This is a genomic window from Leucobacter chinensis, assembly GCF_019049105.1.
Taxonomy (GTDB): domain Bacteria; phylum Actinomycetota; class Actinomycetes; order Actinomycetales; family Microbacteriaceae; genus Leucobacter_A; species Leucobacter_A chinensis.
In genome coordinates this window covers 265,289-289,420 of the sequence record NZ_JAHQZR010000006.1, presented here as the reverse complement: position 1 = coordinate 289,420, position 24,132 = coordinate 265,289, and the positions used below count along the sequence as shown (strand labels likewise).

At 62.1% G+C, this 24,132-nt stretch carries 21 protein-coding genes and 1 tRNA gene; 10 read left to right on the top strand and 12 right to left on the bottom strand.

Going from position 1 to position 24,132, the window contains the following annotated elements; translation table 11 throughout:
• Positions 1-2: 2 nt before the first annotated feature.
• Positions 3-1,274: a sensor histidine kinase gene (locus KTJ78_RS08535; protein ID WP_217134582.1), complete on the top strand. Its 1,272-nt coding sequence runs from the start codon at positions 3-5 to the stop codon at positions 1,272-1,274.
• Positions 1,271-1,894, top strand: a complete 624-nt coding sequence (locus KTJ78_RS08530) for a response regulator (protein WP_217134577.1) — start codon at positions 1,271-1,273, stop codon at positions 1,892-1,894. Before KTJ78_RS08535 ends, KTJ78_RS08530 begins: the two co-directional genes overlap by 4 nt.
• Here the strand turns inward: KTJ78_RS08530 and KTJ78_RS08525 are convergent.
• Together KTJ78_RS08525 and KTJ78_RS08520 are read right to left on the bottom strand one after the other, a co-directional pair.
• Positions 1,891-2,346: a DUF3817 domain-containing protein gene (locus KTJ78_RS08525; protein WP_217134576.1), complete on the bottom strand. Its 456-nt coding sequence runs from the start codon at positions 2,344-2,346 to the stop codon at positions 1,891-1,893. The genes KTJ78_RS08530 and KTJ78_RS08525 overlap by 4 nt on opposite strands.
• Positions 2,347-2,458: 112 nt before the next feature.
• Positions 2,459-4,210, bottom strand: coding sequence for an L-aspartate oxidase (locus KTJ78_RS08520; RefSeq protein WP_254259499.1), 1,752 nt, complete (start codon positions 4,208-4,210; stop codon positions 2,459-2,461).
• A 77-nt stretch (positions 4,211-4,287) separates the two neighbouring features.
• Here KTJ78_RS08520 and KTJ78_RS08515 point away from each other — a divergent pair, with 77 nt between their 5' ends.
• The 3 genes from KTJ78_RS08515 to KTJ78_RS08505 all read left to right on the top strand — a co-directional run bounded on the left by KTJ78_RS08515 (position 4,288) and on the right by KTJ78_RS08505 (position 7,129).
• Entirely contained in the window at positions 4,288-5,229 is a 942-nt protein-coding gene (locus KTJ78_RS08515; RefSeq protein WP_217134573.1) for a LysR family transcriptional regulator, read from the top strand.
• Between the two features lie 182 nt (positions 5,230-5,411).
• On the top strand, positions 5,412-5,864 hold the full coding sequence (locus KTJ78_RS08510; protein ID WP_217134571.1) for a PACE efflux transporter: 453 nt from the start codon (positions 5,412-5,414) through the stop codon (positions 5,862-5,864).
• 284 nt (positions 5,865-6,148) lie between these two features.
• Complete coding sequence (locus KTJ78_RS08505; RefSeq protein ID WP_254259498.1) at positions 6,149-7,129, top strand: cytochrome c oxidase assembly protein; 981 nt, start codon at positions 6,149-6,151, stop codon at positions 7,127-7,129.
• 32 nt (positions 7,130-7,161) lie between these two features.
• Here KTJ78_RS08505 and KTJ78_RS08500 read toward each other — a convergent pair whose 3' ends face one another.
• The 4 genes from KTJ78_RS08500 to KTJ78_RS08485 all read right to left on the bottom strand — a co-directional run bounded on the left by KTJ78_RS08500 (position 7,162) and on the right by KTJ78_RS08485 (position 15,525).
• Positions 7,162-11,508 (bottom strand): FtsK/SpoIIIE domain-containing protein, encoded by a 4,347-nt coding sequence (locus KTJ78_RS08500; RefSeq protein WP_217134570.1) that lies wholly within the window; start codon positions 11,506-11,508, stop codon positions 7,162-7,164.
• Between the two features lie 195 nt (positions 11,509-11,703).
• Complete coding sequence (locus tag KTJ78_RS08495; protein ID WP_217134568.1) at positions 11,704-12,912, bottom strand: acyl-CoA dehydrogenase family protein; 1,209 nt, start codon at positions 12,910-12,912, stop codon at positions 11,704-11,706.
• A gap of 22 nt (positions 12,913-12,934) precedes the next feature.
• Entirely contained in the window at positions 12,935-14,518 is a 1,584-nt protein-coding gene (locus tag KTJ78_RS08490; RefSeq protein ID WP_254259531.1) for an ATP-binding cassette domain-containing protein, read from the bottom strand.
• Positions 14,518-15,525 (bottom strand): ABC transporter substrate-binding protein, encoded by a 1,008-nt coding sequence (locus KTJ78_RS08485; RefSeq protein ID WP_217134564.1) that lies wholly within the window; start codon positions 15,523-15,525, stop codon positions 14,518-14,520. Before KTJ78_RS08485 ends, KTJ78_RS08490 begins: the two co-directional genes overlap by 1 nt.
• A 116-nt stretch (positions 15,526-15,641) precedes the next feature.
• Here KTJ78_RS08485 and KTJ78_RS08480 point away from each other — a divergent pair, with 116 nt between their 5' ends.
• The gene (locus KTJ78_RS08480; RefSeq protein ID WP_217134562.1) at positions 15,642-16,382 is read left to right on the top strand and encodes a Crp/Fnr family transcriptional regulator; all 741 of its coding nucleotides are present in this window, start codon (positions 15,642-15,644) and stop codon (positions 16,380-16,382) included.
• Positions 16,383-16,391: 9 nt separating this feature from the next.
• On the opposite strand, the gene KTJ78_RS08475 is transcribed toward KTJ78_RS08480, so the two are convergent.
• Positions 16,392-16,724: a cupin domain-containing protein gene (locus KTJ78_RS08475; RefSeq protein ID WP_217134560.1), complete on the bottom strand. Its 333-nt coding sequence runs from the start codon at positions 16,722-16,724 to the stop codon at positions 16,392-16,394.
• Positions 16,725-16,891: 167 nt separating this feature from the next.
• Here KTJ78_RS08475 and KTJ78_RS08470 point away from each other — a divergent pair, with 167 nt between their 5' ends.
• Complete coding sequence (locus KTJ78_RS08470; RefSeq protein ID WP_217134558.1) at positions 16,892-17,377, top strand: hypothetical protein; 486 nt, start codon at positions 16,892-16,894, stop codon at positions 17,375-17,377.
• Between the two features lie 313 nt (positions 17,378-17,690).
• Here the strand turns inward: KTJ78_RS08470 and KTJ78_RS08465 are convergent, their stop codons facing one another.
• Positions 17,691-18,155, bottom strand: a complete 465-nt coding sequence (locus KTJ78_RS08465) for a hypothetical protein (RefSeq protein ID WP_217134556.1) — start codon at positions 18,153-18,155, stop codon at positions 17,691-17,693.
• Positions 18,156-18,580: 425 nt separating this feature from the next.
• Positions 18,581-19,732: an alpha/beta hydrolase family protein gene (locus tag KTJ78_RS08460; protein ID WP_254259497.1), complete on the bottom strand. Its 1,152-nt coding sequence runs from the start codon at positions 19,730-19,732 to the stop codon at positions 18,581-18,583.
• Between KTJ78_RS08460 and KTJ78_RS13935 the strand changes: the two genes are divergently transcribed.
• From KTJ78_RS13935 to KTJ78_RS08450, 3 genes are all read left to right on the top strand, one after another.
• A complete protein-coding gene (locus KTJ78_RS13935; RefSeq protein ID WP_369808039.1) occupies positions 19,637-20,224 on the top strand; it encodes a GNAT family N-acetyltransferase in 588 nt (195 codons plus the stop codon). The genes KTJ78_RS08460 and KTJ78_RS13935 overlap by 96 nt on opposite strands.
• Complete coding sequence (locus KTJ78_RS13930) at positions 20,221-21,063, top strand: PaaX family transcriptional regulator (RefSeq protein WP_369808038.1); 843 nt, start codon at positions 20,221-20,223, stop codon at positions 21,061-21,063. The genes KTJ78_RS13935 and KTJ78_RS13930 overlap by 4 nt, the downstream gene beginning before the upstream one ends.
• 126 nt (positions 21,064-21,189) lie before the next feature.
• Positions 21,190-21,933 carry a class I SAM-dependent methyltransferase gene (locus KTJ78_RS08450; protein WP_217134552.1) on the top strand — a complete coding sequence of 248 codons (744 nt, stop codon included), beginning with the start codon at positions 21,190-21,192 and terminating at the stop codon, positions 21,931-21,933.
• Positions 21,934-22,255: 322 nt separating this feature from the next.
• On the opposite strand, the gene KTJ78_RS08445 is transcribed toward KTJ78_RS08450, so the two are convergent.
• The 3 genes from KTJ78_RS08445 to deoC all read right to left on the bottom strand — a co-directional run bounded on the left by KTJ78_RS08445 (position 22,256) and on the right by deoC (position 24,124).
• A tRNA-Gln gene (locus tag KTJ78_RS08445) sits at positions 22,256-22,327 on the bottom strand.
• 115 nt (positions 22,328-22,442) lie between these two features.
• Complete coding sequence (locus tag KTJ78_RS08440; RefSeq protein WP_217134549.1) at positions 22,443-23,411, bottom strand: Ppx/GppA phosphatase family protein; 969 nt, start codon at positions 23,409-23,411, stop codon at positions 22,443-22,445.
• Complete coding sequence (gene deoC / locus KTJ78_RS08435; protein ID WP_217134548.1) at positions 23,411-24,124, bottom strand: deoxyribose-phosphate aldolase; 714 nt, start codon at positions 24,122-24,124, stop codon at positions 23,411-23,413. The genes KTJ78_RS08440 and deoC overlap by 1 nt, the downstream gene beginning before the upstream one ends.
• Positions 24,125-24,132 lie beyond the last annotated feature (8 nt).

The window sequence follows — 24,132 nt, the reverse complement described above, 5'->3', positions numbered from 1 at the left end:
CTATGGCCCTCGTTCGCACTCCGCTCGCACCGTTTGAACCAGACGACTCATCACCGTCTGCTCGAACGGTGCGAGCCATGGAGCTCGGGCAGCACGGGATGGCCCTGCTGCTCACGACTGTCGGCATCATGAGGGCGGTGCAGACGGGAACACCCATCGGCTGGGCTCTCGCCGCCGGTTTCACGCTCTTGGCATGGCACGCGGCAGGCGGCTTTCTTCCCACTGGCGACACCGGGCGCGCTCCCCTCACCTGGTGGCTCGTGAGCTTCGCCCTCATCTGGGTCGCCACCGTCGCACTCTCGCCCGAGTTCGTCTGGCTCGCTTTCCTTCTTTGGTTGCTCGCCGGCCACCTCTTTTCGCTCGGCGCTGCACTCACCTTTTCGGCGTGCGTTCTCATCGTCACAGTCGGCGCCCCACTCGCCCACCACGGCACCATCTCGCTCGCAAACATCGTTGGCCCCCTCGTCGGCGGCACCTTCGCGCTCGGCATCTCTCGCGGCTACCTCCAGTTGTTGCACGATGCCGAAGAACGAGAACGACTCGTGAGCACGCTCACCGAGGCACAACGAGAAATGGCTTCTCTGCAAGACGAACTCGCCCAGGCTCAGCGCGAGTCAGGCGCAATCGCAGAGCGCACCCGAATCTCACGCGATCTACACGACACCGTTGCGCAGTCGCTCTCATCGGTCAAACTCATCGCGCACGCGGCAGGCGATCCGCTCAATGAAACGAGTGGCACGGCAAAGGCCCTGGGCCAAATCGAAGCCCTCGCGAGCGAAAGCCTCGCCGATGTCAGGCGTATCGTCGCAGCGCTCAGCCCAGTCGAGCTCGAGCAGGGTGCCCTCCCGGGAGCACTTCGTCGCATGCTCGACCGACTCGCCGAAGAAGCCGATCTGGCGACACACCTCACGGTCGATGAGTCCCTCCCCGCGCTGCCGCCCGAGACCGAAATCGCACTGCTGCGCACCGCCCAGTCAGCCCTCGCGAACGTTCGGCAACATGCCCAAGCCTCACGCGTTGTCGTGAGCCTTATCGACGCGAGTGACACCGTTCGCCTCGACATCATCGACGACGGCCGGGGCTTCAATCACGAGCTCTGGGCCGCACGAGACGATGAGCCCCACGGCAGCACCGCGAGCTTCGGTCTGCGGTTCATGCGCACGAGACTGCGCGAACTGGGCGGCGGTCTCGAGATCGAGAGCACGCCGGGCGAAGGCACGGCGCTCTCAGCGTTTCTTCCCATGCACCGCCTCACCTCGAAAGGGTCATTATGAGCATCACCGTTCTTCTCGTCGACGACCACCCCGTCGTACGCAGCGGGCTGAGGGCCGTCCTGAGTGCACACCCCTCACTCACGATCGTCGGCGAGGCGGCAACGGGCGAAGAAGCGCTCAGCCTTGCGCAACACCTCACCCCCGCAGTCGTCCTGTGCGACCTACGGCTCGGTGACGGAATCGACGGCATTGAAACGACGAAACAACTGCGCGCACTCGACGATGCCCCGATTGTGCTCATGCTCACCACGTTCGATCGCGACGCCGAGGTGATCGGCGCCATCGAGGCGGGGGCCGCCGGCTACCTTCTCAAAGATGCCGAGCCAGAAAGCATCGCTGAGGCAATCGAGCGAGCAGCGCGCGGTGAGATCGTGCTCTCACCCGAGCACGCGACGCGGGTGTTGCACGGGGTGCGTAACCCGCCGCCCAAACTCACCGAGCGCGAGATTGATGTGCTCGCACTTCTCGCCACGGGAGCGACCAACCGTGAAATTGCCAAGGCACTCTTTGTGACCGAGGCGACGGTCAAGAGCCATCTCTCGCACCTGTTTACCAAGCTGCAGGTCGACACCCGATCAAAGGCCGTGCATGAGGCACGGGCGCGAGGCTTCATCGACTAATCGCGAGAGACCGGCGGCCCGACATATAGAAGCGCGAAAAAGACCGCGATGACGACCGCGATGAGCACGAGCATCGAGACGAGAGGCCTGCGCAAGACGAGCGCTAGCGCACGTTCAATGAGGCCTCGTGGTTCGTCGCCTCCGGGAGCAAGCCGCCACGGGCCGCTGAGCAGCCCGCGCTTGTTGATCGCTATCTCGAGAGGAACGGTCGCAAAAGGCACCGCCGAGATAACGAGACTCACGATGCCAAGCCTGGCTCGCCAACGCTGGTTCACCCACACGAGCACCGTCGAGACACAATACGCGAGAAACACGAACCCGTGAACGCCTCCCGCGATCGGTACGGCGGCAGCGGTGACACCGGTAGCCCGAAGCACCAGGGCCACGATAAGTCCCGCCCAGGTCACCATCTCGACGTTGGCAAAGATGCGGAAGAGGGTTCTCGGCGACATGTCACTCCTCGGGTGTCTCGATTGTCGTCGTGCTCATCACACGCTAGCCGCACGAATGAAAATGTTCCCGTGCGAACGCTCTGAGGAGGAACTTTCGCACGGGAACGGTCTGTTACTCGGCGAGCTTGCCCTCGGGCGAGTCGTCGATCCACTCATTTGCGAGCTTGTTCAGCCACTCGGGGGCCTCGGCCGCGGGCTCGAAGACCACGCCGGTCGACGGGCTCCAGACCATGTTGCCCTTCAGCGCATCATCTTGCTCAGGGAAGTCTGAGCGGTTGTGGCAGCCGCGCGTCTCTCGTCGCTCGAGCGCTGACTCGAGGGTCGCACGGGCAGCAAGGAGCGAGCCGTAGAGGTCGAAAGCGTGGGCGAGGTCGTCGAAGCCTGCGATGTCGGGGTGAGCCGTCACGTGCCCCGCGCGGGTCTCGAGCTCGGCGAGCTTGCGCAGGCCCTCGAGCAGCCCTTCTTCGCTTCGCACGACGCCAGCGTGCTCGGTCATGAGGTCGCGAAGCTGGCGCTGCAAGAGCCTCGGGCTCTCTTCGCCGCCGCCCGTGAGCAGTGCCTGCATCTCTTCACGCGCCTCGTGCACCATGGCCGGGTCACGCTTCACCTCGGTGAGCCCCTGCACATACTGCGCGGCGTCGCCACCCGTGAGCCTGCCGTAGACGAGCAGTTCGATGAGCGAGTTGCCTCCGAGACGGTTTGCGCCGTGCAGGCCGCTCGCAGCCTCGCCGATCGCCCAGAGACCGTCAACACCGGTGCGGTGCTCGTCGGCACTCACCCAAACGCCACCCATTGAATAGTGAGCGGTCGGTGCGACCTCGATGGGCTCCTTCGTAATGTCGAGCATCTGCATGTCGATGAGGTTGCGGTACACGCGGGGCAGCTTCTCGAGAATCTGCTCGCGCGGCAGGTGCGACACGTCGAGGTACACGCCGCCCTTCTCGGTGCCGCGCCCCTCGGCAATCTCGGTGTAGTTCGCGAGTGCTACGCGGTCGCGGGTCGAGAGCTCCTTGCGAACGGGATCGTAGCGCTCCATGAAGCGCTCACCCTCGCTGTTGCGCAGCACGCCGCCCTCACCGCGGGCCGCCTCTGAGACGAGGGTGCCAGCAGCGTCTGAGGGCTCGAGCAGCCCCGACGGGTGAAACTGTACGAGCTCGGCGTCGCGAATCCTGGCGCCGGCAAGGGCTGCGAGGCGGAACGAATCGCCCGTGTTCTCGTCGCGTCGGCTCGAGGTGTGACGCCAGATGCGGGTGTGGCCACCGGCCGCGAGAATAACAGCGTCAGCGTGAATGACGACGGGGGTTCCGTCAACGATGTCGAAGCCGTAGGCGCCGAAGATTCGCCCGTCGGCTACGAGCAGGCGGGTGATGTACACGCTGTCGATGATGGGAACCTGCAGCTCCTGCGCGCGCCTAAGCAGGGTGCGCTGAATCTCGAGGCCCGTGTAGTCGCCCGAGTAGCAGGTGCGGCGGTAGAGGTGAGCGCCGAAGAAGCGCTGGCTGATGCGCCCGTCTTCCTCTCGTGCGAAGGGCATGCCCCAGCGATCGAGATCGTCGATTCCCTGCGCCGCATTCTTGGCGACGATTTCGACGATGTGCGGATCAGCGAGCATGTACGACTCGCGCAGCGTATCGGCCGCGTGCTGCTGCCAGCTGTCTTCAGGATCCATCGTGCCAAGCGCGGCATTGATGCCGCCGGCCGCGAGGGTGGTGTGCGCATCGTGCTTGCGACGCTTGCCGACCGCGAGTACCTGCACTCCCTGTTCTGAAAGCTCGATGGCCGCGCGAAGCCCCGCGCCGCCGGTGCCAATGACGAGCACCGCGGTGGTCATCATTCTCTCTGGTTGTGGTGTCTCTTTTTCCATGGCCCCCACGCTAGATCTGATCTTTTAATTACTCCAATGCATTGTTTTCATGAGAACAATACGCTTAGGCTATTGATATGAATCTTGAACAGCTGCGTGGTTTCGTGGCGATCACCAAAACCGGCAACTTTACGCGGGCCGCAGACCAACTGCACCTCGCCCAGCCGTCACTCAGCAGGCAGATCGCATCGCTCGAACAGAACCTCGGCATTGAGCTTTTTAACAGGGTGCGCGGCAATGTCACTCTCACTGCTGCCGGCGAACGACTGCTGCCCATCGCACGCCGCATGCTCGCCGATGCCGACACGGCCCACCACGAAATGGCCGAGCTCGCCGGCCTTCGAAGCGGTCGCATTCGCCTCGGGGCAACCCCGACGCTGTGCACGAGCCTCGTGGTCGAAGTGCTCACGGAGTTTCAGGCGAGCCACCCGGGCATCGACCTAGAGATTGTCGAGAGCGGTTCGCGCAGCCTCATCTCGGCGCTCATCGAGGGGTCACTCGATCTCGCACTCATCGTGACAAGTCTTTCTTCTGGAGCTGACCGCGCGGTGCTCGAGCTCGAACCACTCCTGCTCGAGCGTCTCGTCGTTGTCTCAGGTGGCGCACTCCCCACGCCGTTTGAGAGCGAGCAGCGGGTCACCCTTCGAGAGCTCGCAACCGTTCCGCAACTCATGTTTCCCGACAACTACGACCTTCGCGGAGCCATCGACACCGCGATGATGGCAGCCGACCTCACGCCGAGTGTTGCGCTGACGGGCGCTGAGATGGACGCCGCTTTGCGCTTCACCGAACGCGGCCTCGGCGTCGCGGTCGTGCCCGCGATGATCACGGTTGACCGGCCAAGTCTTCGCGTCACCCCACTCGTCGAGCCAGACCTCACTCGCACAGTGAGCCTCGCGAGGCGCACCGACATGGCACCGACCCACGCGGGAGCCGCCCTGCAAGCTCTCATTCACGATGTTGCCGCCCGCTTTACAGCGCCGGGAGCAGCGACCGAGCACCTCGTGCAAACCGCTTAATCGCCCGCCCGCGTCGCCCCGGTTTTGCCGACGCTTGCCTGTGCACGTGCCCAGCAGAACGTTGCTAAGATTTCCTGAACGAACCGCCTCAGCGCTTCGCCCGTGGCTCAGCCACACCATGTTTCATGTGCCATGGACGTGAACCCGCAAGGACTTCCCATGCTCAACACTCGGGAGGAACCATGTCGCCCATCGTGCGTCGAATCGTCTACGTGCTCGTTTTCGAGCTGCTCGCCATCTCACTCGTGGCATTTACCTTTTCAGCCCTCGGCCATAGCGGCTCGAGCGCGATGGCGACGGCCGTGGTGTCGTCGGTCATCGCCATGACCTGGAACTTTATTTGGACGAGCCTCTTTGAGGCGTGGGAGCGGCGCCAGCCATCACAAACGCGAACGGTGCCGCGCCGCATCGCGTACTCGCTCGGCTTCGAGGCCGGCCTCGTCCTGTTCCTGGTGCCGGCCATGGCTTTGCTGCTCGGCGTGGGGCTCGTCGAGGCTTTCTTGCTCGACATCGGCCTCATGGTCTTCTTCTTAGTCTACGCCTTCGTATTCTCGTGGCTCTTTGACTTCATCGTGCCGAAGCGTGACCAGAAAGCGGCAGGCGGCAGCCCAGCAGCTGAGCCAGAGGCGCTCTAAAGCCCGCTCTGCCGCGGTGCCCGGCTGGCATGCCCTTACAGAGACTGCTACGGTTGGGGCTGACTACGGCGGGAAGTATGGGGTGAACCGTTTTCACCCGGTGATTCCTTTCTGTCGTGTTCCGAACCGAGACCCCTCGGGTTATGCCACGGACGTTCATCGCGGCAGGGCCTTCGATCGTGACCAGAGTGCGCTTTGTGCGCTGGTCACGAAAAGCAACCACTGTGAGCGATCCGCATGATCTGGGTGGATCAGAAGCCGCAAGAAAATAAGGGTTGCCCTCAATGACCGCGACGCCGTTCCTGGCAGCAATGTCCGTTTTGACGCGTTCGAACATCGCGCCGATGTTCGACCCCGCAGAGTTCGTCAGGATCGGTCCCGACACGATCACCCCGCTCGCTTGGGCCTCGGTGCTTGTGTTCCTTGTGTATCTCGCGGGCGTCGTTTCGCTCAGGCGCAAACGGAAGAAGTGGAACGCTGCCTCAAGCATCTCGTTCCTGCTCGGCTGCGCCGTGTGGTTCTTCGTGACCGGCACCTCGATGAATGGGTTCGCTGATTCACTCGTTTCGGTGCTCATCTTTCAGCAGCTCACCCTTCTCGTCTTTGTTCCCCCGCTTCTGCTCATGGGTTCACCGGGCAGGCTGTTGCTGAAGGCTATGCCGCACACGGGTCTTGGCGGCTCGATCTTGCGGGCGGCGCTCGGCGCCTACCGCTCGCGCACGGCATACGTGCTGCTGCACCCGATCATGGTCATCGTGGTTCCGCTCATTTTCTTCCCGGCTCTGTACTTTACCGATGCCATCAGCCTCGTGCTCGCGCTGCCTGGCGGCCACGCGATGCTGCTCACCGCAATCTTGGTGTTCGGCACCATCGCGGCGGCGCCACTCTGGGCGCGAGACCCTCTGCCGCGAACGCCCTCGTATGCCGTGCGCCTTGTCGAGGTATTTGTCGAAATTCAGATTCACGCGCTCTTTGGTCTCATTCTCATTCTCGGCGATGGTGACCTCTTCTCTTGGTACTCGGGTGACCCCTCGGGCTGGGATCTCACGCGGGCGGCCGACGAATCAATCGGCGGAACCCTCGCCTGGAGCTACGGCGAGATTCCGCTGCTCATCGTTCTTGCGGTGACCCTCTCGAAGTGGCGCAACCGCGATATGAAGACGGCATCGCGTCGCCAGGAGGCTGAAGACGCCGAGCTCGACGAGTACAACGCATACCTCGCGGCCCAGGCACGTGCTGACGAGCGCCGCCCCTCAACTCGCTAGGGAGTAACGCTCGCAAGACCGCCACCCGTGCCTCACGGAGTGCCCGAACGCATGCTCTGCACGAGCGTCGCTTGACCCTGCTCGCACCAGTAGCCCCTTCCTTCAGTCATCGCGATAGGCGGCGAGCGCGGCAGCCGAACGCCCAGCAGTTCACCGTCGTAATCGGCGTCTGGTTGCAGCAGCAGGCCGCACCGCGAGTCGCGCACCCCGGCACTCCAGTGACCGTAGCGTTGCCTCAGCCTCGAGCTGTGCCCCGCGGCAATGATCGTGAGGCCCACGGGAGTCTGTCGCAAGAGCTGCTCTAATTCGCCGCACTCATCATCGATTTCGTCGGCATCATCGATGAGGAGAAGCGACGGGGTGCTCTGACTTCGAAGAAACCGCACGAGCCCGCTGATCGCTTCGGTCGTGACCGCGACTCGTGCATCGCCCATATCCCTGAGCGGTGATGAATGCGAGCAGACGACAAACACAGCCAGCGCTCTCTCGCACATTTCTCGAAGCGCCCCAAGAAACGTTGTTTTACCCGACCGTGACGGCCCAGCAACGAGTACGTGCTGTCCTGGTTTCAGCCTCGCCACGAAGGCGGCGAGCGTCTCTTCGTCGATGCCTACAGGAAGCTCGATCGATTCCCCACTCAGCCTGAAGATCCTTTCGAGGCTCGCAGCCATCACTTCGCCAGGCATGACGGCCGCCGGGTCTGGGGGCCTCTGGCCTCGCCGCCCCTCATTGAGCGCTCGCACCGTGACCTCAATGTTCTTCGACGGTTTCACGACCTGTAGGTGGTGCCCAGACGCCGTATCGATGCATCGCCCAGGGGTATCAGCGGGCATATCGGCGGGCCGAATACCCAAGGCCGCATAATCGTGAACGTTGGCAAGGCGAAACACCCACCGCTGTTTGGTGAGCGCATCAATCGCCGCAGGAACCGAGGCCGCGCGGTGCGCCGACATCGCCGTGTGCATCGCAACGCTTGGCCCGTCAGCATAAACGCGCATAAACATGTCGAGCAGCATCTGCCCATCATGGTCTTGGTACTCCTCTCTGAGCTCGGTGAAACCGTCGACGTAGATGAGCATCGGTTCGTGCTCCCGGTTGCTCGCTTGCCTAGCCTGCAGCTCGCGATGCAAAAAGCGAATGAGCCGGCTGCGCTGCTCAGCCGCGTCGGGCCCCGACGCCACAAGCGTGCGCGTAGCGTGTGATGCATCAAAAGCATCGAACGTGCCTCTGCCCATCTCAAGAAAGAGCAGCTGACACGGGCTTTGCCGTGAACGATGCAGTGACGCCATCGCCAGCTGCACGAGCGCGTTACTCGTTCCACTCCCTGGCAGCCCAAGTAGCAGAAGGTTTCCTTCGGTCATGTGCCACCCACCCGCATACTGCCTTTGCCGAGGCGGATCATCAGCGAGCGCCACCACAAGCGGTGCCTCAACGCTGTTCTCAGTCGATGCAGCGAGGTCGAGCTGTTCTCGGCAAAGCTGGCCGGGCAGAGGCTCGGGCCATACCCTGCGGGGTCGACCCAACCCAAGGCGCTCGGCGGCGAGGGCGATCACCGAAATCGTGTGTTGCGCGCCATCGGCGCTGCCCGGCTTTTTTGTTCCTTGCTCGACCGCTGAACGCTGCTGTTCCGTTCTGTTCTTTATGGTGGCTCTCTCAGATGACACGGGCCTAAACGGATCTGCTTCGCTCACACTCACGGTTTCACAGACCTCACGGGTCGCTTTGCCGCGCACCATTGCGGTTTGCACCTCGACCACCTCGCCCCTTCCTAAGCGAAGCAGTGCCCTGCCTGTCTGGTGCCGGGAGAGGTTCGCTGCGGCAGAGGATTCAATAACCTGCAGCGAATCTTCGGGGCTTTGCACCCGAAGCGCAACCCGCAAGTTCGTGTTTGCGAGAATATCTTCGGTCACAACTCCAGCGGGTCTCTGGGTCGCAAGCACTAGGTGAATGCCAAGCGTCCTTCCGACCGCGGCAATGCTCACGAACGAGGCCAAAACACTGGGCAGCTGTTGCGCGAGCATCGCACACTCATCGACCACGAGCACGATTCGCGCCATCGGCTCTGCGGGTTTCGTTGCGCGGTATGCGTCGAGCGTGTCGATGGTGTGACCGGCGCTTGCGAAGAGCCGCTGCCGTCGCACGATCTCTGCCTCGAGCGCGGTAATCGCTCTCGCTGCGAGCTGTGCGTCAAGGTTGCTGAGCGTGCCGACCGTGTGCGGTAGCTGCTCGCAGTCAGCAAACGCCGCCCCACCCTTGAAATCAACGAGTATGAAATTCAGCTCTTCGGGGCTGTGGTGCAGTGCGAGACTGATGACGAGCGTTCTCAAGAACTCTGACTTTCCAGACCCAGTGGTTCCGGCCACCAGAGCGTGCGGTCCGTCGCGCACCAGGTCAATGTGCTGTATCGCCCCGGCACGCATACCCACCGGGGCCCCAACACCCTCACTCGTGCTCCAGAGTTCATGCACCCGCTGCACCGTGACCGTTACCTGTTGCACGGCTTGTTTCTGAGCATGGCTTCGCGGTTGCGTACCCTGGAGCACCTCAGCGAGCCTCACTTGGCTTGGAATGGTGTGTGCGGCCTCTTGCTGTTCAGGGTCGCGCAACCTCGCGAGCGAGCGCGCACACTCGAGCGCTTCGTTCCCGCCCATTCCGCTCACGGTAAAAGGCTCAATTTCGCTGTGCGAAGTGCCCTGCCGAAGCCAAGCTTTTCCATCGCGCCCGATGCTCACGGTCGTCTCACACTGCGCTGGCAAGGCGTCGCCACTCTCGGCAAGAACCAGCACGATATTTCGTACTTTCTCACCGGGCTGAAGCGCAACAAGCTGTCGCATGCCAGCCCACCCTGCTTCGCGCAGGGTGTCGGTATCAATGATCGTGATGCTCACGCGCGTCGATTCTGCTTGCTGCTGCGAGCACAGCTGCGCAAATTGCGTTCTCGCCGCCTCGGGCCCCGACACACACCAGAAGGCTTGCCCTGAATGCTTGCCGCGGGAAGCATGGGGCAAAAGGCTCACCCAGCTCCAGTCTCGCTCATGCTGCGGGTCACTCACCACCGCCGTAAGGAGATCTGCCGGCCCGCAGTGCACCGCGAGCTGAGCGAGAATACCGCGCACGAGTGCCACCGAGGTCTCCCTGTCGCCCACGATGCCGAGCATGCCGCTTTGCAGTTCGCCGAGGTCAACGGTGATGGGAAGCGCGTGCTGCCTGTGGCACAGCACCGGGGCTTCCTGCGAGGGCCTGTCGTTCCAGCGCCCTCCCATTTTCCCAAGCGGCGGTCGCCAGACCACATCGCCTACCCCGAGTCTTACCGTGGCGAAGTGAGGCTCTCCGGCACGGCGCTTCCACAGTTCAACGCTCGGCATCATCGCCCGCCGCAATACCACCGAGAGGTCAGGGGCGAGTGACTCGAGACCCCTCCGATGCATCGTGGCGGCCTTATGTACAGCACCGAAAAACTGTGCCACGCGATCAATCTCCTGCTGCTTCACTTCCCCACGGCTGCGACGAGCTTTGAAGGCTTGGCCCAGATATCCGAGCAACGAAGTCACTGGCCCGAATGCGGCGAACAGCATCATACGAGCGTCGCCAAGCATCACCGCGAAGACACCGGCGATGACGATCGGGGCGACGAGCATCAGTACGGCCGGCTTCGCGGTACGCCCCTCACGTTCGACTGGAGGTTCAGGCGGTTCCAGCACTTGCTGCGCAGGCTCCTGCCGGGCCACGGGTGAACGGCTAAACGCCACTGTCACCCCCTCCGCTCCCCTTCTCTCAAGCTCGGGGAGTTGCGCTCGCTGCTCGCGCAGCGAGGGTCGCACCCTCAAGCGAGTCTGCCCCACCGTGATCGTGGCTTCGCTTCGCAGCAACAGTCCCTCGGAGCCAACCAAGGCTTCGTCGACCAGTGTCTCTTTCCCCTCAGCGGTATGACGAATGCGCACCCCATCGGCCTCACGTTCCAGGGTGCAGTGCCGGGCTGCCACGCCCCGGCACTCAAGCACAAGGTCGCAGCCAGGGTCGCTTCCCACGGTCACCACCCGATGTTTGGCGAGACCCACGACAGCGCCGGCCCTGGAGCCCGCAGCGACCGAGAGCACCCAGCCGGCGAAAGGCCGCACCGCGTTCACAGGGTGTTCGGAGAGGCGTGCTCCCTCAACCAGGGCAAGATCAGCGAGCCTCAGCAGCGGCGTCAACGGAACACCGTCGAGTGACACGCTCAGCCAGCCACGTATGCCGTGCGCGCGCAAAGCGTCGAGCAGATCACGCACGGTCGCGCCGGGAGCCCAGCTCTCCAACTCGAAAATGTTCGTCTCACCCCGGGGCGGATCAACGACGATGCGCATCACGCCGCCTCGCGGGTTGCTCTCTGGCACGGTCATGCATCGGGCTTCGTTCCTCTCTTCGCCTGCCCTGGTTCACCAGAGCCAGTAACGCTCGTGAGAGTAACGCTAAGGGGCGCCGAGCCTTCACGGCCCGGCGCCCCCAGCTTTCAAATCAACCGTGCGCGAGTTACCCCTGTGAACGCCGAAAGCGCGTCAGGAACACCCCCTCGCTCACCGGCACAGAGCCACGCATCAGCGAACCCCTGGCGCAAGCGGCCCCACGGCCGCCGCAACGTCGCCGTCGCCCGGCCCCACAAGCCCCTTCGCACCGAGGTCGAAGCCCATTGCTGGCGCAAGCGCCGCGTGACGGGCAGCCATGTGAGTGTCACGCCAGAGCCTGCCCACCGCATCGCCTTCGAGACACGCCCTCGACCCCGCGATGAGGCTCACCTCGTGGGCGGCCTGAGCGATGTCTTCGGTGACGCGGCTCAGCATCATGCGAGCGCCCGTGAGCTGCGTGGCAGACAGCGGCGAGCCGTCACTCACGGTCGCGTCGAGACTGTCGGCGACCGAGCAGAGTACCGCTTTCGCCGCCTCAACCCGAGAGACAGTATCTCCGATCGCGAGTGAGACACCGGGCTTATCGAGACCGCGGCCCGGCATGCCGGCCGCTCGCTGACGCTCAGAGCTCACCCTGATCGAACCAACGAGTTCACGGGTCATCGCCTCTGCAGCGCCAACCATCACGGCAGAGAGCCCGAGTGCGGTGCGCAGGCGGCTTGGCACGCGCAGCCCGAAGGGCGCGTCTGGGGCGTCGGCAAAGAGCACGCTTGCCGGAAGCAGGTGGCTGTCGGGCACCGCGAGTTCACTCGCGGTCAGCGTGTGGCTGCCGGTTGCGCGGAGCCCAAGAGCGTTCCACGAGCCGCCGAGCTGAAGCTCATCACGCCGAACCGCGATGAACGCCGGGCCGAACTCGGGGTGCGCAATGTTCAACAGCGCCCACTCGGCGAGATCGCTGTTTGAGGCGTACCGCCAGGTGCCCGTCACCAGATGGGTATTCGCATCGCTCTCACTGCGCCGCGCGCTCGTTTCACCACTCGAAAACACGCCGCACCACTGCACGTCAGGGTCTTCAGGAAGCGTAAACCCGCTCAGCGCCGCGAAGGTCTGCGCGAGCAGACTGTTGGTCTGCGATACGACCGCGTTCCATGCCGCGGCGGGGTGCAGACTCGCAAGCCCCATTCCAAATCGCACGAGCCCTGAGGCCCCCATCTCGGCTCGTTCCGAGAGCCGATAGCCGCCCGCCGCCCGCACGATGTCGAGCGTTTGCTCGCCAATCGCTCCGGTTACGTCAGATCTCGCCGCGTCTTCCCGCAGCGCTTCCTCGTGCGGGGCGAGCGCGGTAACAACCGCCTCGGCCTTCTCGATGCTCAGCCGCAACGGTTCTTCTCGATGTGTCATGTTCGGTCTTCCTCTCAAGCCCTTATGCCTTCAGTGTGTGATGTTCAGTGACGCCCGCCGCGATGTTCTCGTCGAGTAGTGCCGCGAGCAAACGACTCCGCGGCTCGGCCATCGCTGGGTCTTCGAGCGCTCGCTCCCGACCAAACGGGGTCAGGTCGACTCGCGCGGCCACGCTCGCCACCGGCGATCCGCCGAGAACGATAGCTTGGTCTGCCAAGAGCAGCGCGTCTTCGACGTCGTGCGTGACAAAGATGATGGTTTTTCCGCTCAGCCGTCGCATGCGCTCGATGTCTTCGATGAGGGCGACGCGCCTGCGCACGTCGAGGCCCGCGAAGGGTTCGTCGAGCAGCAGGAGGCTGGCGTCGCGCAGAAAACCGCGGGCGAGCGCTCCGCGACGACGCATTCCGCCAGAGAGTTCGTGGGGCATGCGTGCGCAGGCGTCGCCGAGCCCGAGCTGCGCGAGTTGATCGCATGCCCGCTCGAGCGAAACCCCAGCGCACAGCGCCACGTTTTCTCCGAGGCTGCGCCATGGCAACAGCCGGTCGTCCTGGAACACGTACGAGCAACGCAGCCCCTCGCTCCGCTCGATTGCGCCCTCGAACGGCTCGGCAATACCGCCCAGAACGTGCAAGAGCGACGATTTTCCGATGCCTGAGGGCCCTAAAATCGCGGTGACGCTGCCCGGTGTGGCCGCGAAGCTGATCTCTTGCGCGATTCGTTCGCCGTCATGGCCGAGTGCGATACCTTCGCAGCGGATCGCCCCCGCCCGCTCTCCCCCAGCCGCAGCCGGGCTCTCGCCCCTGCCCACGCCCGCGGCGCTTCGCTTGCTCGGCCGCGGTGCGCACCACCTCGCGATGACGCGCAGCAATGCTTCGACGAGCACCCACACGAGCACGAGCAGTATCGTGATCGCGATCACGCGGCTCGTTTGCATGTGCGCCTTCGCGATCACGAGCTGTTCGCCGAGGCCGCGCGAGGCGGTGAGAAATTCGCCCATGACCGTGAGTTTCCACCCGAGCCCCGCCATCGAGACGAGCGCCGCGTGGGCAGGCCCGACAAGCGGTGGAACCGTCACGTGGCGCAGCCGCTCGCCCCGGCCCAGCTCGTAGGCTTCGGCAAGCTCTTCGTATCGCCGATCGCGCTCGCGAAGCGCGTTGCGGAGCGCCGCCGCGAGAATCGGCGTCGTCGTGACGACGATGAGAAAGGCGGTGGGTCCCGCTCCCAGCCCGAACCAGATCATCGCGAGCCCCATCCACGCGACCGTCGGCACGGCGTTCAACAGGGCAAACAGCGGTGCGAGCGCTGCGTTCGCACTCGCATTGAGTCCAGAAACGAGACCGAGTAGTGCCCCGAGCACGGCAGCGATGGTGAGCCCGATGACGTACGTCGAGAGCGATTCGCCGAGCGCGAGATACGTTGCAGGCTCAGAAACGAGGGCAGCGAAGGCCCGAAGGGTCGTGCCGAGTCCCGGCAGAATGATCTCTGGCAGGCTGCGCGCGGCGAGCGCCCACGCTCCCGCGAGAAGTGCGATACCGCTCAGCGACCACGCGAGCGGCGCGGCAGAGGGCCTGAGCCCGCCCGCCGCGCCGCCGGTTGCACGCTTCATCACTGCAGGTAGAAGCTCGCCTCGGGCATTGCCCCGCCGACGCTCTCTGGCCAGGTCTCGAAGAGCTGGGTGAAGTAGAGCTCAACCGCTGGCTTCGCCTCGGCTGCGCCCTGCGCCTCCCACGAGATCTTCGGAATCGACGCTGCAACGATGGGAGCCGGCATGCCGAGCTTCTCGTTCGCGAGCTGCCCAGCCTCGTCTGGGTGTTCAGCGACCCACTCGGCAGCCTCGGCGTATGCCTCACGGAACGCCTTGGCGGTTTCGGTGTGCTCGCCCGCGAAGGTCCCGTTCACGAACGTTCCCGCTGTCGGCAACGGCAGCGCCGAGTCGGTGAGCTCGCGCCACTCCGCTTCGAAGTCGACGACGCTGCGCGCTCCCTCACTGTTGGCGAGCAGCATCGTCACCTGCGGCTCGACCGTGACGAGCGTCGAAATCTGGCCTGCGAGAAACTGCTCGGGGCCGTTCAGCGGATCAACGTATTCGATCGTCACGTCGTCGGTGAGATCGTGGGCCGCGAGCACGAGTTGCATCGTGTAGTCGACCGCTGAAGCCCGCATTGCGACGTGGATCGTCTGGCCCGCAAGATCGTCGATCGTCTCAATAGCGTCGTCGTTGGTAACGAGCCCCATGACCGCCCAAGCGCTCACGTTCAGCAGTTGCAGGTCTGCCCCGCCCTGCGCGAGGGTTGCACCCGTCGTGAGCGGTGCGGCAACGAACTCGGTGCCTCCGGTGACAGCGGCGGTCAGCTGGTCGGCGCTCTCCCACCGCTCGAACACGATGTCGGTCTCGCCGAGCGCGTCAGTCTCGATCATGCGCAAGATGGGTAGGCTGGGTGGCGAGGCTGGGCCGCTGACGTGCACCTCGGCTGGGGCTTCGACCTCGGCCGCCGGCTCTTTCGGCGTTTTAGGCTCTTCGCTCTGGGTGCTGCACCCGGTGAGCAGGAGTGCGCCAACGATGCCGAGCGCCGAGAGGCTCAACGATATGTTCTTTGTTGCGGGACTCTTCACGAGTTACCTTTCACTGTCACTTTTCATCTGCTGCAACTTAGGCTTGGCTAAGTTTGTACACTTAGTGTGACAGTGAGCAACGGGCAACTTCGTTGCCACGGCAACGGGAAGGAACAATGCGCGCAGCCCCCTTACAGTTCTGGCCCCCAACGGGTGGCCGTCAGGCGCAGGCAGGCAGTGCTGGCGCTAGCCTGCTCTTTGCCGGCCTCAGCGAAGAACAGTTCACCTGCGCGACCTCGTGCCTCGGCATTCAGGCCTTCTCGTTCGAGAAAGATGAGCAGGTGCTGGCCTGCCAGGGGGCACGCCCCCACTACGGAGTGCTCGTGAGCGGAACTGGCTTTGATGTCAGGCAGCATCCCAACGGCGATCAGACCCTGGTCGACGTCATCGAACCGGGCGATCTCTTTGGCGAGGGGTGGCAGCCGAGGGCCTGGGCCGCTCCCGAGGTACCACGAGAGCGCGCCGTGATCGGTGCGACCGCGGGAACCGTGCTGCTACTCGACCCCGCGAGGCTCTCAGACCCGACGGTCGCCTGCCCCGCAAAAGCCATCGTGCACACGAACCTGCTCAACTCGGTGCTGCACAAGCAGGAGCGACTACGCACCAAGCTTGAGATCCTGCGGCACCGTTCGCTGCGAGGGCGCATCGCGAACTACCTACTCGTTGAATCGCAGCGGCGAGGCAAAAGCCAGTTCACGATTCCGCTCTCACGGGGCGAACTCGCCCAGTACCTGCACGCCGACCGAGCCGCCGTGTCACGCGAACTCGCCCGCATGAAACACGACGGCATGATCGACTATCACCGCAACGCCTTCGCCCTGCGCGACGAGCAGGCGGTCGCGACGGCCTCCGAGTAACCCACCTGGCTACTGCACTGGCGCGAAACTCAGCAGCAAAAGACTCTCGGCGTCGGCCTCGACGCTGTGCAACGCGTCGGGCACGACAAAGTAATCACCGGCGGTCAGCACGTGCGTTACCTCGGTTGCGGCCTCGATAAAGCGCACCGATCCGCTCATGACGATCAATCGAGCCTCGCCAGGGTTGCCGTGCTCGGGCAGCTCGCCACCCGGCAAGAGCACGATCGCGACCTGCCGCAAACGGCCGTCTCCTTTGAGTACTCGAGAGGCTCGGAGAGCACCCTCGGCAACGGCCTCGGCTCGAAGTTCGTCGGTGAGCGTGGTGAGTGAAATCTCGGTCATGGCGCCTTTCTGAAGTTCTTCGGGCAATGGCGGCTGCCAGGGCCCAGCTCTTTATTGTCACCCGCAGGGGCAGCGGCCGCCGTTGCCCCGATCACGCGAGAGTTTTTTGTTCGTGTCATCATCGCGGCCCACCGCTACACTCAAAACAGCACCAGAGAAAGGCTCCCATGCAACGCTTCGTGACCGTGGCCGCAGCTCTGCTCTATGCGGCGCTCGTTTTCAGTTGCATCTTTCTCCTGTCAAGCGGCGGCAGCGAAGGTGCACCGGTCATACGAAAGCTCGTGTTGCCACTCTCGATGCTCGTCTTCGCCGCGCTAAACCACGTCGCCATCGCAAAGCGCACCACAAACGGCGCCTGGCTCGTGTCGCGAACCGCAATAACCGTCATCGCGGTGTTGGGGCTCATCACCTGCTTCTTTCTCGGCTCGTGGATCTGGATGATGCTCGGCAGCTTCTTTAACCCGACCTCGCTTGTGGGCACGGTGAAGCTCTGGATGATGCTGTTACTGCCCCTCGTCTACCCCGCCGCTGCCATCTACCGCTCACCGCGACCTGCCCGTGGACTGAAGGTGGCGACCCTGCTCGTTTTGGTCTGGCTTCCCGCGATCGCGATCGCTGGCGTGGTCTCGTGGTACGCGTTTGCGGCCGCCTGAGGCCTCTACCCCGGACGGTCACCGATCGAGTAAAGACCCAAGTGCTGCTAAAAGCAGAGAAAACGCCCCGAAAAGACCAGGGCAACAAGGACGGTACTATGTCATTTGCGAGGCATCGAGCTTCTTCCGACTCCTGTCTCACTGTGGCGGACAGAAAGCAGCATGGATGAGAACGTGGCTACCGCTGCCGAGATCGAGGCTTTAGGAGTGAGCGCCACACGCCCGCATCGGATGTTGACTTGCAATCTCTAATCCACCGGAACTGAATTACAGCGATAGCGGAAACTAGTGAAAACGACTTCCAACAAGAATGCTATTGAGAGCATGCAATTTGAGCAGGGGGCGTAAGTTCCACGTCAACATTGCATATTCCAGCCAAGAAGCCCTCAGCGAAAGCAGCACTTTGCAGAGGGCGACTACTAGCAGCTTTAGAAGACCACAGAATAAGTTCCGATACGGCTCCACCTGCTTCTGCCTGGCTGCAATTCACTCCCATAGATTCGCCAGCATCGCCAAACAGAGTTTCCACCTCTTCTGCAAGTTCTTGCATCTCCGCTTCAGAAGAAGCTCTATCCGTACGGTCAAGGGCTGCGTCGAGAAGATCGATCGATTCCAGCGTTGAAGCCTTGCAGCTTTCAGAGCCTACTTCAACTGATTGCTGTTCGATGGTGTCCGGACGATCTTGGGTTGAATCTGGGTTCATTTGAAGATTCGATTTGCCGCAAGCCGTGCAAAGCAATAACACAACTGCTGCAACACTTACAAAGTACTTCTTCATATCGGGACCTTTCATAGGCGAGCTAAAAACTCGTTATTGTTTCCCAACCCAATGACTAGACTACAGATTTGCGTTCACGCTGGGTTTAAGTCTCAAGTGCCACTACCCGTGACAGCATTTCTCAGATAGTTTTCGTGCTTGCTGGACGCCGCAAATTCCAAGCGGTCGAAAATGCCCCGCCGGGATAAGGCGCGAAGCGCCGCATTTCAAAAGCTATCCACCACCACCGCGCCACTTCCGAGGCGCAAGAATTCCCCTTGCGCTGGGAGAAAGCGCAAAACATTATGCACCGCACCCCAACCTCATGAGAAGAAGCTATAAACTCCACTTACCTCAGACACTATCCCTGCTTTGGAGGCCCTTACTTACACCCTGAAACCAGCAATACTTGCTGTTGTGAATGCGCAGTTATCCCATAGACAACGTCAGTCTTGTGCAAGACGGGATAAGAACGAACCGTAATCGTCAATAACTTCAGGCGCCAGCAGTGCCCGTGGCCAGAAAATACCTGTGACGAGGCCAACAAAACCGTTGTCTTCAACCACGGTTCGGGCCAAGGAATGGGCACCATTTGCGTGGCTCACAGTGAGCTCAGAACCGAATATCGATCGGTAGACCTGTTCTGTTTCTAAGACGTCCACGTTGCGATCTTGCGTGCCGACCATGAGGTGCCACGGTATCGAACAACCAGCAGCGTCAACGAGGTCGCCAGTTGCATCAGATTCGAAGTTTTGAAGCACGAACCCCCAACGGGCTTCTTCCATGAGCTCGGCACTGTCGGCGGCAATGAGGTACTCCTCATATGTAGCTTGTTTCTCAAGGAGATCGAGAGTTTGGTCACTCTCAACGATGGCCCATTCTCGCTCTTCGGCGGTCGCGCCCTCGTGATCCAACTCAGCTAAGAGGTTAAACCGCCCTTGACGAAGCCAGTTAATTGCGGTGCCGACAGCGACCACACCGTCAATATCGTGTCGTCCTGAGACCACTTTGGGCAGCACCCACCCTGCCTGGCTCGCTCCCCAAAGCACAATCATTTCTGACGGCACATCATTGTGCGCCTTGGCCCAGTCGATCACCGCTGAAACTTCCTCCGCTCGATCGCTCATCGATTGAGAAAGCCAGTCACCCGATGAACCGTCGACGCCGGGTTTGCTCCAAGAAAGTGTAGCGAAGCCTGCATCCGATGCCCCCTCAAACCATGGCGAGTAGAGGCCGCCTTGGGTCGCGTCTACTGGCCCGTCGCCATGGACCATAACGACTAATCCCTGGGCTGCCTCGTCACGCGGCAATGTCAGCACCCCGTTGAGCAATCCATCGGGCCCGGGGATCGTCACAGCTCTTTGCGTGAAGCGGAAACTATTGCCAATTAACGCAACAGATATGAGGATCGCCGCAACCACGGCAAAGCTCAACAGAGGAATCACAACACAACTAAGTATCTTTTTCTTCACGGTCGTATTATATTCGATATATTTACTTTTATGGGAAATGTACGCATTAATGAGGGCTTCACTGAGCCAGAGCGAGGCAGCGTCAGTGCACTGTACTGGGAGGCTTTTGGGCGCAAGCTTCAACATGGGTTCATTAACGAAGCAACTGGGCTTGCAACGTTACAAAACGCACTCCGCAAAACTCACATGCTCGTCGCTCGTGAAGAAGGTCACATCTTGGGTATCTGCGGCTTTCATCAAGGCGAAACCGGTGCCGCTAATCTCAGCTGGGCCAACCTCAGACAGTCGCTCTCAATCCCTGCTGCACTTCGTGCAAGCTTCGTACTGTCACTTCTCGAACGCAGAGGGGATCCTGACGCACTCGTGCTCGACGGCATCTGTGTTGGCCAAACGGCTCGCGGACGAGGGATCGGTTCGTCCCTCCTCGAGGCGGCTGCGAACAAGGCTCGACAAGCAGGGGCGAAAACTGTCAAACTTTCCGTCATCGATGAAAACCCTCGAGCTCGCGCCCTGTATGAGCGCCATGGGTTCAGAGCCACAGGCCACGAACGTTTAGGGCCACTCGCAGCCCTATACGGATTCAACGGCTACACCAGAATGGAACTCAACGTTAGATGATGAAACAACAGATCACACCACGCACCATCATTGAGGCATTTCTACCTTTTACAGGCTCAGCCTCATTAGCTGATATCTATGAGGCGGCGAACCTTGTCGGCCTGAGCGATCAGCCGGTACGGTTAGCGATCCGACGCTTAATCGCTAACGGCGATATTGAGCAGGCTGGCCGAGGACGAGCAGGAACCCTCACCCTTACCGACGTCGGCAGGATCAGGCTAGAGCAAGATCGCATGAGCCTCGCTCTAGCCTCCGCCCAAGATAGGGGCGATGCGCCATGGGACAAACAATGGCGACTCATCGCCGTGAGCGTTCCAGAACAGGAACGAACAAACCGCGACATGCTAAGACGCGAACTCCATGGCCTCGGGGCTGTCGCCATTTCAGCGGGCCTCTACATAAGCCCTCACGACCTTGAGAATGAGCTACCTAAGGACATGAGACCTTACCTTTCGACTGCGACAACTCAGGACCTCAACTTCAGAGGAATCAGTGCACCCCTCGAAATTGCCGAAACACTATGGCCAAGCCAGCCGGTTCTCGCAGCCTACTCCACACTCGATACCACCACTCGGCACGCCGGCTTGGAGGCGCACACACCGCCCATTGTTCGCCTACTTCTACTTGCAGACGCTCTTGAAGAGGCCATCAGAGCGGATCCCCTTCTCCCGCTCGAGCTACGCACATCACCGTGGCCACCAAGCCAAACGCGCTCAATGTGGGCTAAACAGTGGCGTTCCTTATCAGCCCAAGTTGAGAACCCCTTATATCGAGATTGGGCTCCCCTCACTGCGCACGGGAGCCCGGCTGCCCATACTTTCCCAGACACATCTGAATAGCTCTAGAGCACCGGTAAACAAGGTGCGACCAACAAACGGCTGCCACACTTTTCACGAATTCCACCACCTCTGCGCCTTCTGACAGAGGGCTTGCAGCAGCGCAACAGAAACACATAGGCTAGACGAGTGTTTAACGCATGGAAACTGGCGCATGAGCAGTCGAAGATGATCGGCTGGGATTTCTCGGCACTCGAAGGGCGCTTGCATGCCGACGAGCCCTGGTGGAACTTCGAAGAAGACTGCCGATCGGCCTTATCGAGTGCCCATGTGGTCGCAGATCTAGGCACGGGCGGAGGAGAGCGCTTACGCGCTCTCCTCAAAGAAGTTGACTGGTCAGGCAAGCAGGTCACCGCCACCGAGGGATGGGACCCGAATATCCCCGTTGCGAGAGAGGCACTCGCCGCCTGGGACGTTGAGGTGCACAGGTACGAATCAGAGCGTGACCAGCGAATGCCCTTCGCTGACAACAGCCTCGATCTCATCATGTCCCGCCACGAATCGATCGATGTGGCGGAGGCCTCACGCACACTCTCTCCAGGAGGACGACTCCTCACGCAGCAGGTCGATGGGCATGACGCTGAAGAAATTCATGAGTGGTTTGGCGAACCGTATGAGTATCCGCACGTAAGCTCACAACAGTACGTTGAGGCTTTCGAAGCAGCCGGACTCCGAGTCGACGTCGTAGACGACTGGCGCGGGACAATGGAGTTCAAAGATGTCACCGCGTTAGTCACCTACCTTGCGCTCGTTCCCTGGGATGCGCCGGGTTTTTCTGTTGACGAGCAGAAAGAAAAGCTCGCTGTACTTGACGCTAACCGCCCAATCCAAGTTACCCAGCGCCGTTTTAGGATTTACGGAACCAAAATCTAACGAGGTTGCATCATGAAGCACTCTGAGCAACCCAAACTACGGTGGAAGCAAGTCTCTCAATACCCATCGGGGTTTTGCCCCGGTTGCTCTGAGTTCTCGGTATCGGCGGCTTAAGTAGCGCATCGTCCGTCTCAAGCCAGGCAAAGCAAGAGCTCACCGAACGTGGTCCAGCGGGCTCGGCAGCTAACGAGTAACGATCGTCGCGTTGTGATCCGGCGGATCGCAGCTGGCTGCCACCCCTGAGCCCCGATCGCGGCGCTTGAGCTGCCCACTACAAGCAAAAATGCCCTTGATTTTCTCAGAAAATCAAGGGCATCAATCGCTGGGATACCAGGACTCGAACCTAGAATGACGGTACCAGAAACCGTTGTGTTGCCAATTACACCATATCCCAATGGCGATCTCGCGAGGCGAAATCTTTACTGCTCCGAGGAGCACCAAGAAATAATATTAGCGCAACGCCCCAGCGAACGCAAAACGCGTTCGGCCATCGGCGATTCGCGGCTTGATCAGGGCTGCATCGAGCTTTGCAGCGGCGGCTCTGCCCCGGTCGAATCGAGCGAGTCGATGTATCGCAGCACGATGCCCTCGCGCAGCGCCCAGGGCGAAATCGTGAGCGTGGGCACCTTGAACACCTTCATGGCCGAGCGCAGCACGACCGCGCCAGCCATGATCTGGTAGGCACGCTCCGGCGTGATGCCGGGCAAAAACTTGCGCACGTCAGAGGGCATGCGAGCCATGACCGGCTCCCACTCCCTGAGACCCGCGTAGTGCAGCGGCGCGAGATCGCCCGTGTCTGGGTCTGGCGGCCCGCCAATGAGCCGGGCAAGCGAGCGGATCGTCTTCGAGGTACCGACAACCCGCTTTGGCTTCGGCCGCTCGGCAAAGGTGGTGTCGCGCACTTCGGTGAACACCTGGGTCGCGTGCTCCCGAAGGTCGAGAATCGCTTCCTGCGGCGGCGGGTCTTCGATGAGGTAATTAATGGTGCTGCGCCCTGCGCCGAGCGGTAGTGAGACCTGCACGTCGGGGTATTCGTCGGCTCCCTGGGCGATTTCGAACGATCCGCCGCCAATGTCAAAGAGCAGAATCTCGCCTGCAGACCAGCCGAGCCAGCGGCGCACCGCGAGCATCGTGATGCGAGCCTCGTCTTCGCCCGAGAGTACCTGGGGCCGAAGTCCCGTCTCGCGTTCGACGCGGGCGAGCACCTCTTCGCCGTTCGCGGCCTCGCGAATGGCGCTCGTAACGGTCACGATGAGATCGTCGACCTGAATCTCTTCGACCTGTGCGACCGCCTCACGCAGTGACGTGAGAATGAGCGCGACGCCCTCTTCGGTGATCGACTCGTCGGGCGCGAGGTAGCGCATGAGCCGCAACACCGAGCGCTGCGAGTGATACGGAACCGGGCTCGAGCCTGGTCTCGCGTCGACGACGAGCAGGTGTACGGTGTTTGATCCGACGTCAATGATGCCGAGGCGCATCAGTAGCTCCCGCCACTCGATTCGGCGGGGCTTTCGCCTCGCAGCTCGGCGATGATCGACGCGGTTCCCGAAACGCCAAAGCGGGTCGCTCCCGCCTGCCACAGCGCCTCGACCTCGCTCGCCGTGCGCACCCCGCCCGAGGCCTTCACCCCGACCGTGTCGCCGACGGCGCCGCTCATGAGGGAAACGGCGTGCACGCTCGCGCCGCCAGCCTTGCTGAAGCCGGTTGAGGTTTTCACGAAGTCTGCCCCACCGCGCGCTGCCGCGAGCGATGCGCCAACGATCTCGTCGTCGGCAAGTTCTGCCGTCTCGAGAATCACCTTGAGCACCTTGCCGCCGCAGGCCTCACGAACCATGCGCACCTCGGCCTCGACGGCGGCGTAGTCGCGCACGTGCACGAGGCCCAGGTTCACGACCATGTCAATCTCGTCGGCGCCGTCACGCACGGCACGCGTCGTCTCGGCAGCCTTGATCTCGGCGTGGTGAGCTCCCGAAGGAAAGCCGATCACCGTCACGATCTCAAGGCCATGCTTGTCGACTGGCAAGAGCGAGGGGCTCACGCAAACGCGCTTCACGCCGAGTTCCCTCGCCTCGGCCAGGAAACGGTCGAGCTCGGGCATCGTGGTCCCGCCTGCGAGCAGCGTATGGTCGGCAATCTCAGCAAAGCGTTCGGCGTCGAGCGGTTGCTTGGGGGTAGCTTCGGCGTTCGTCATGGCTCTAA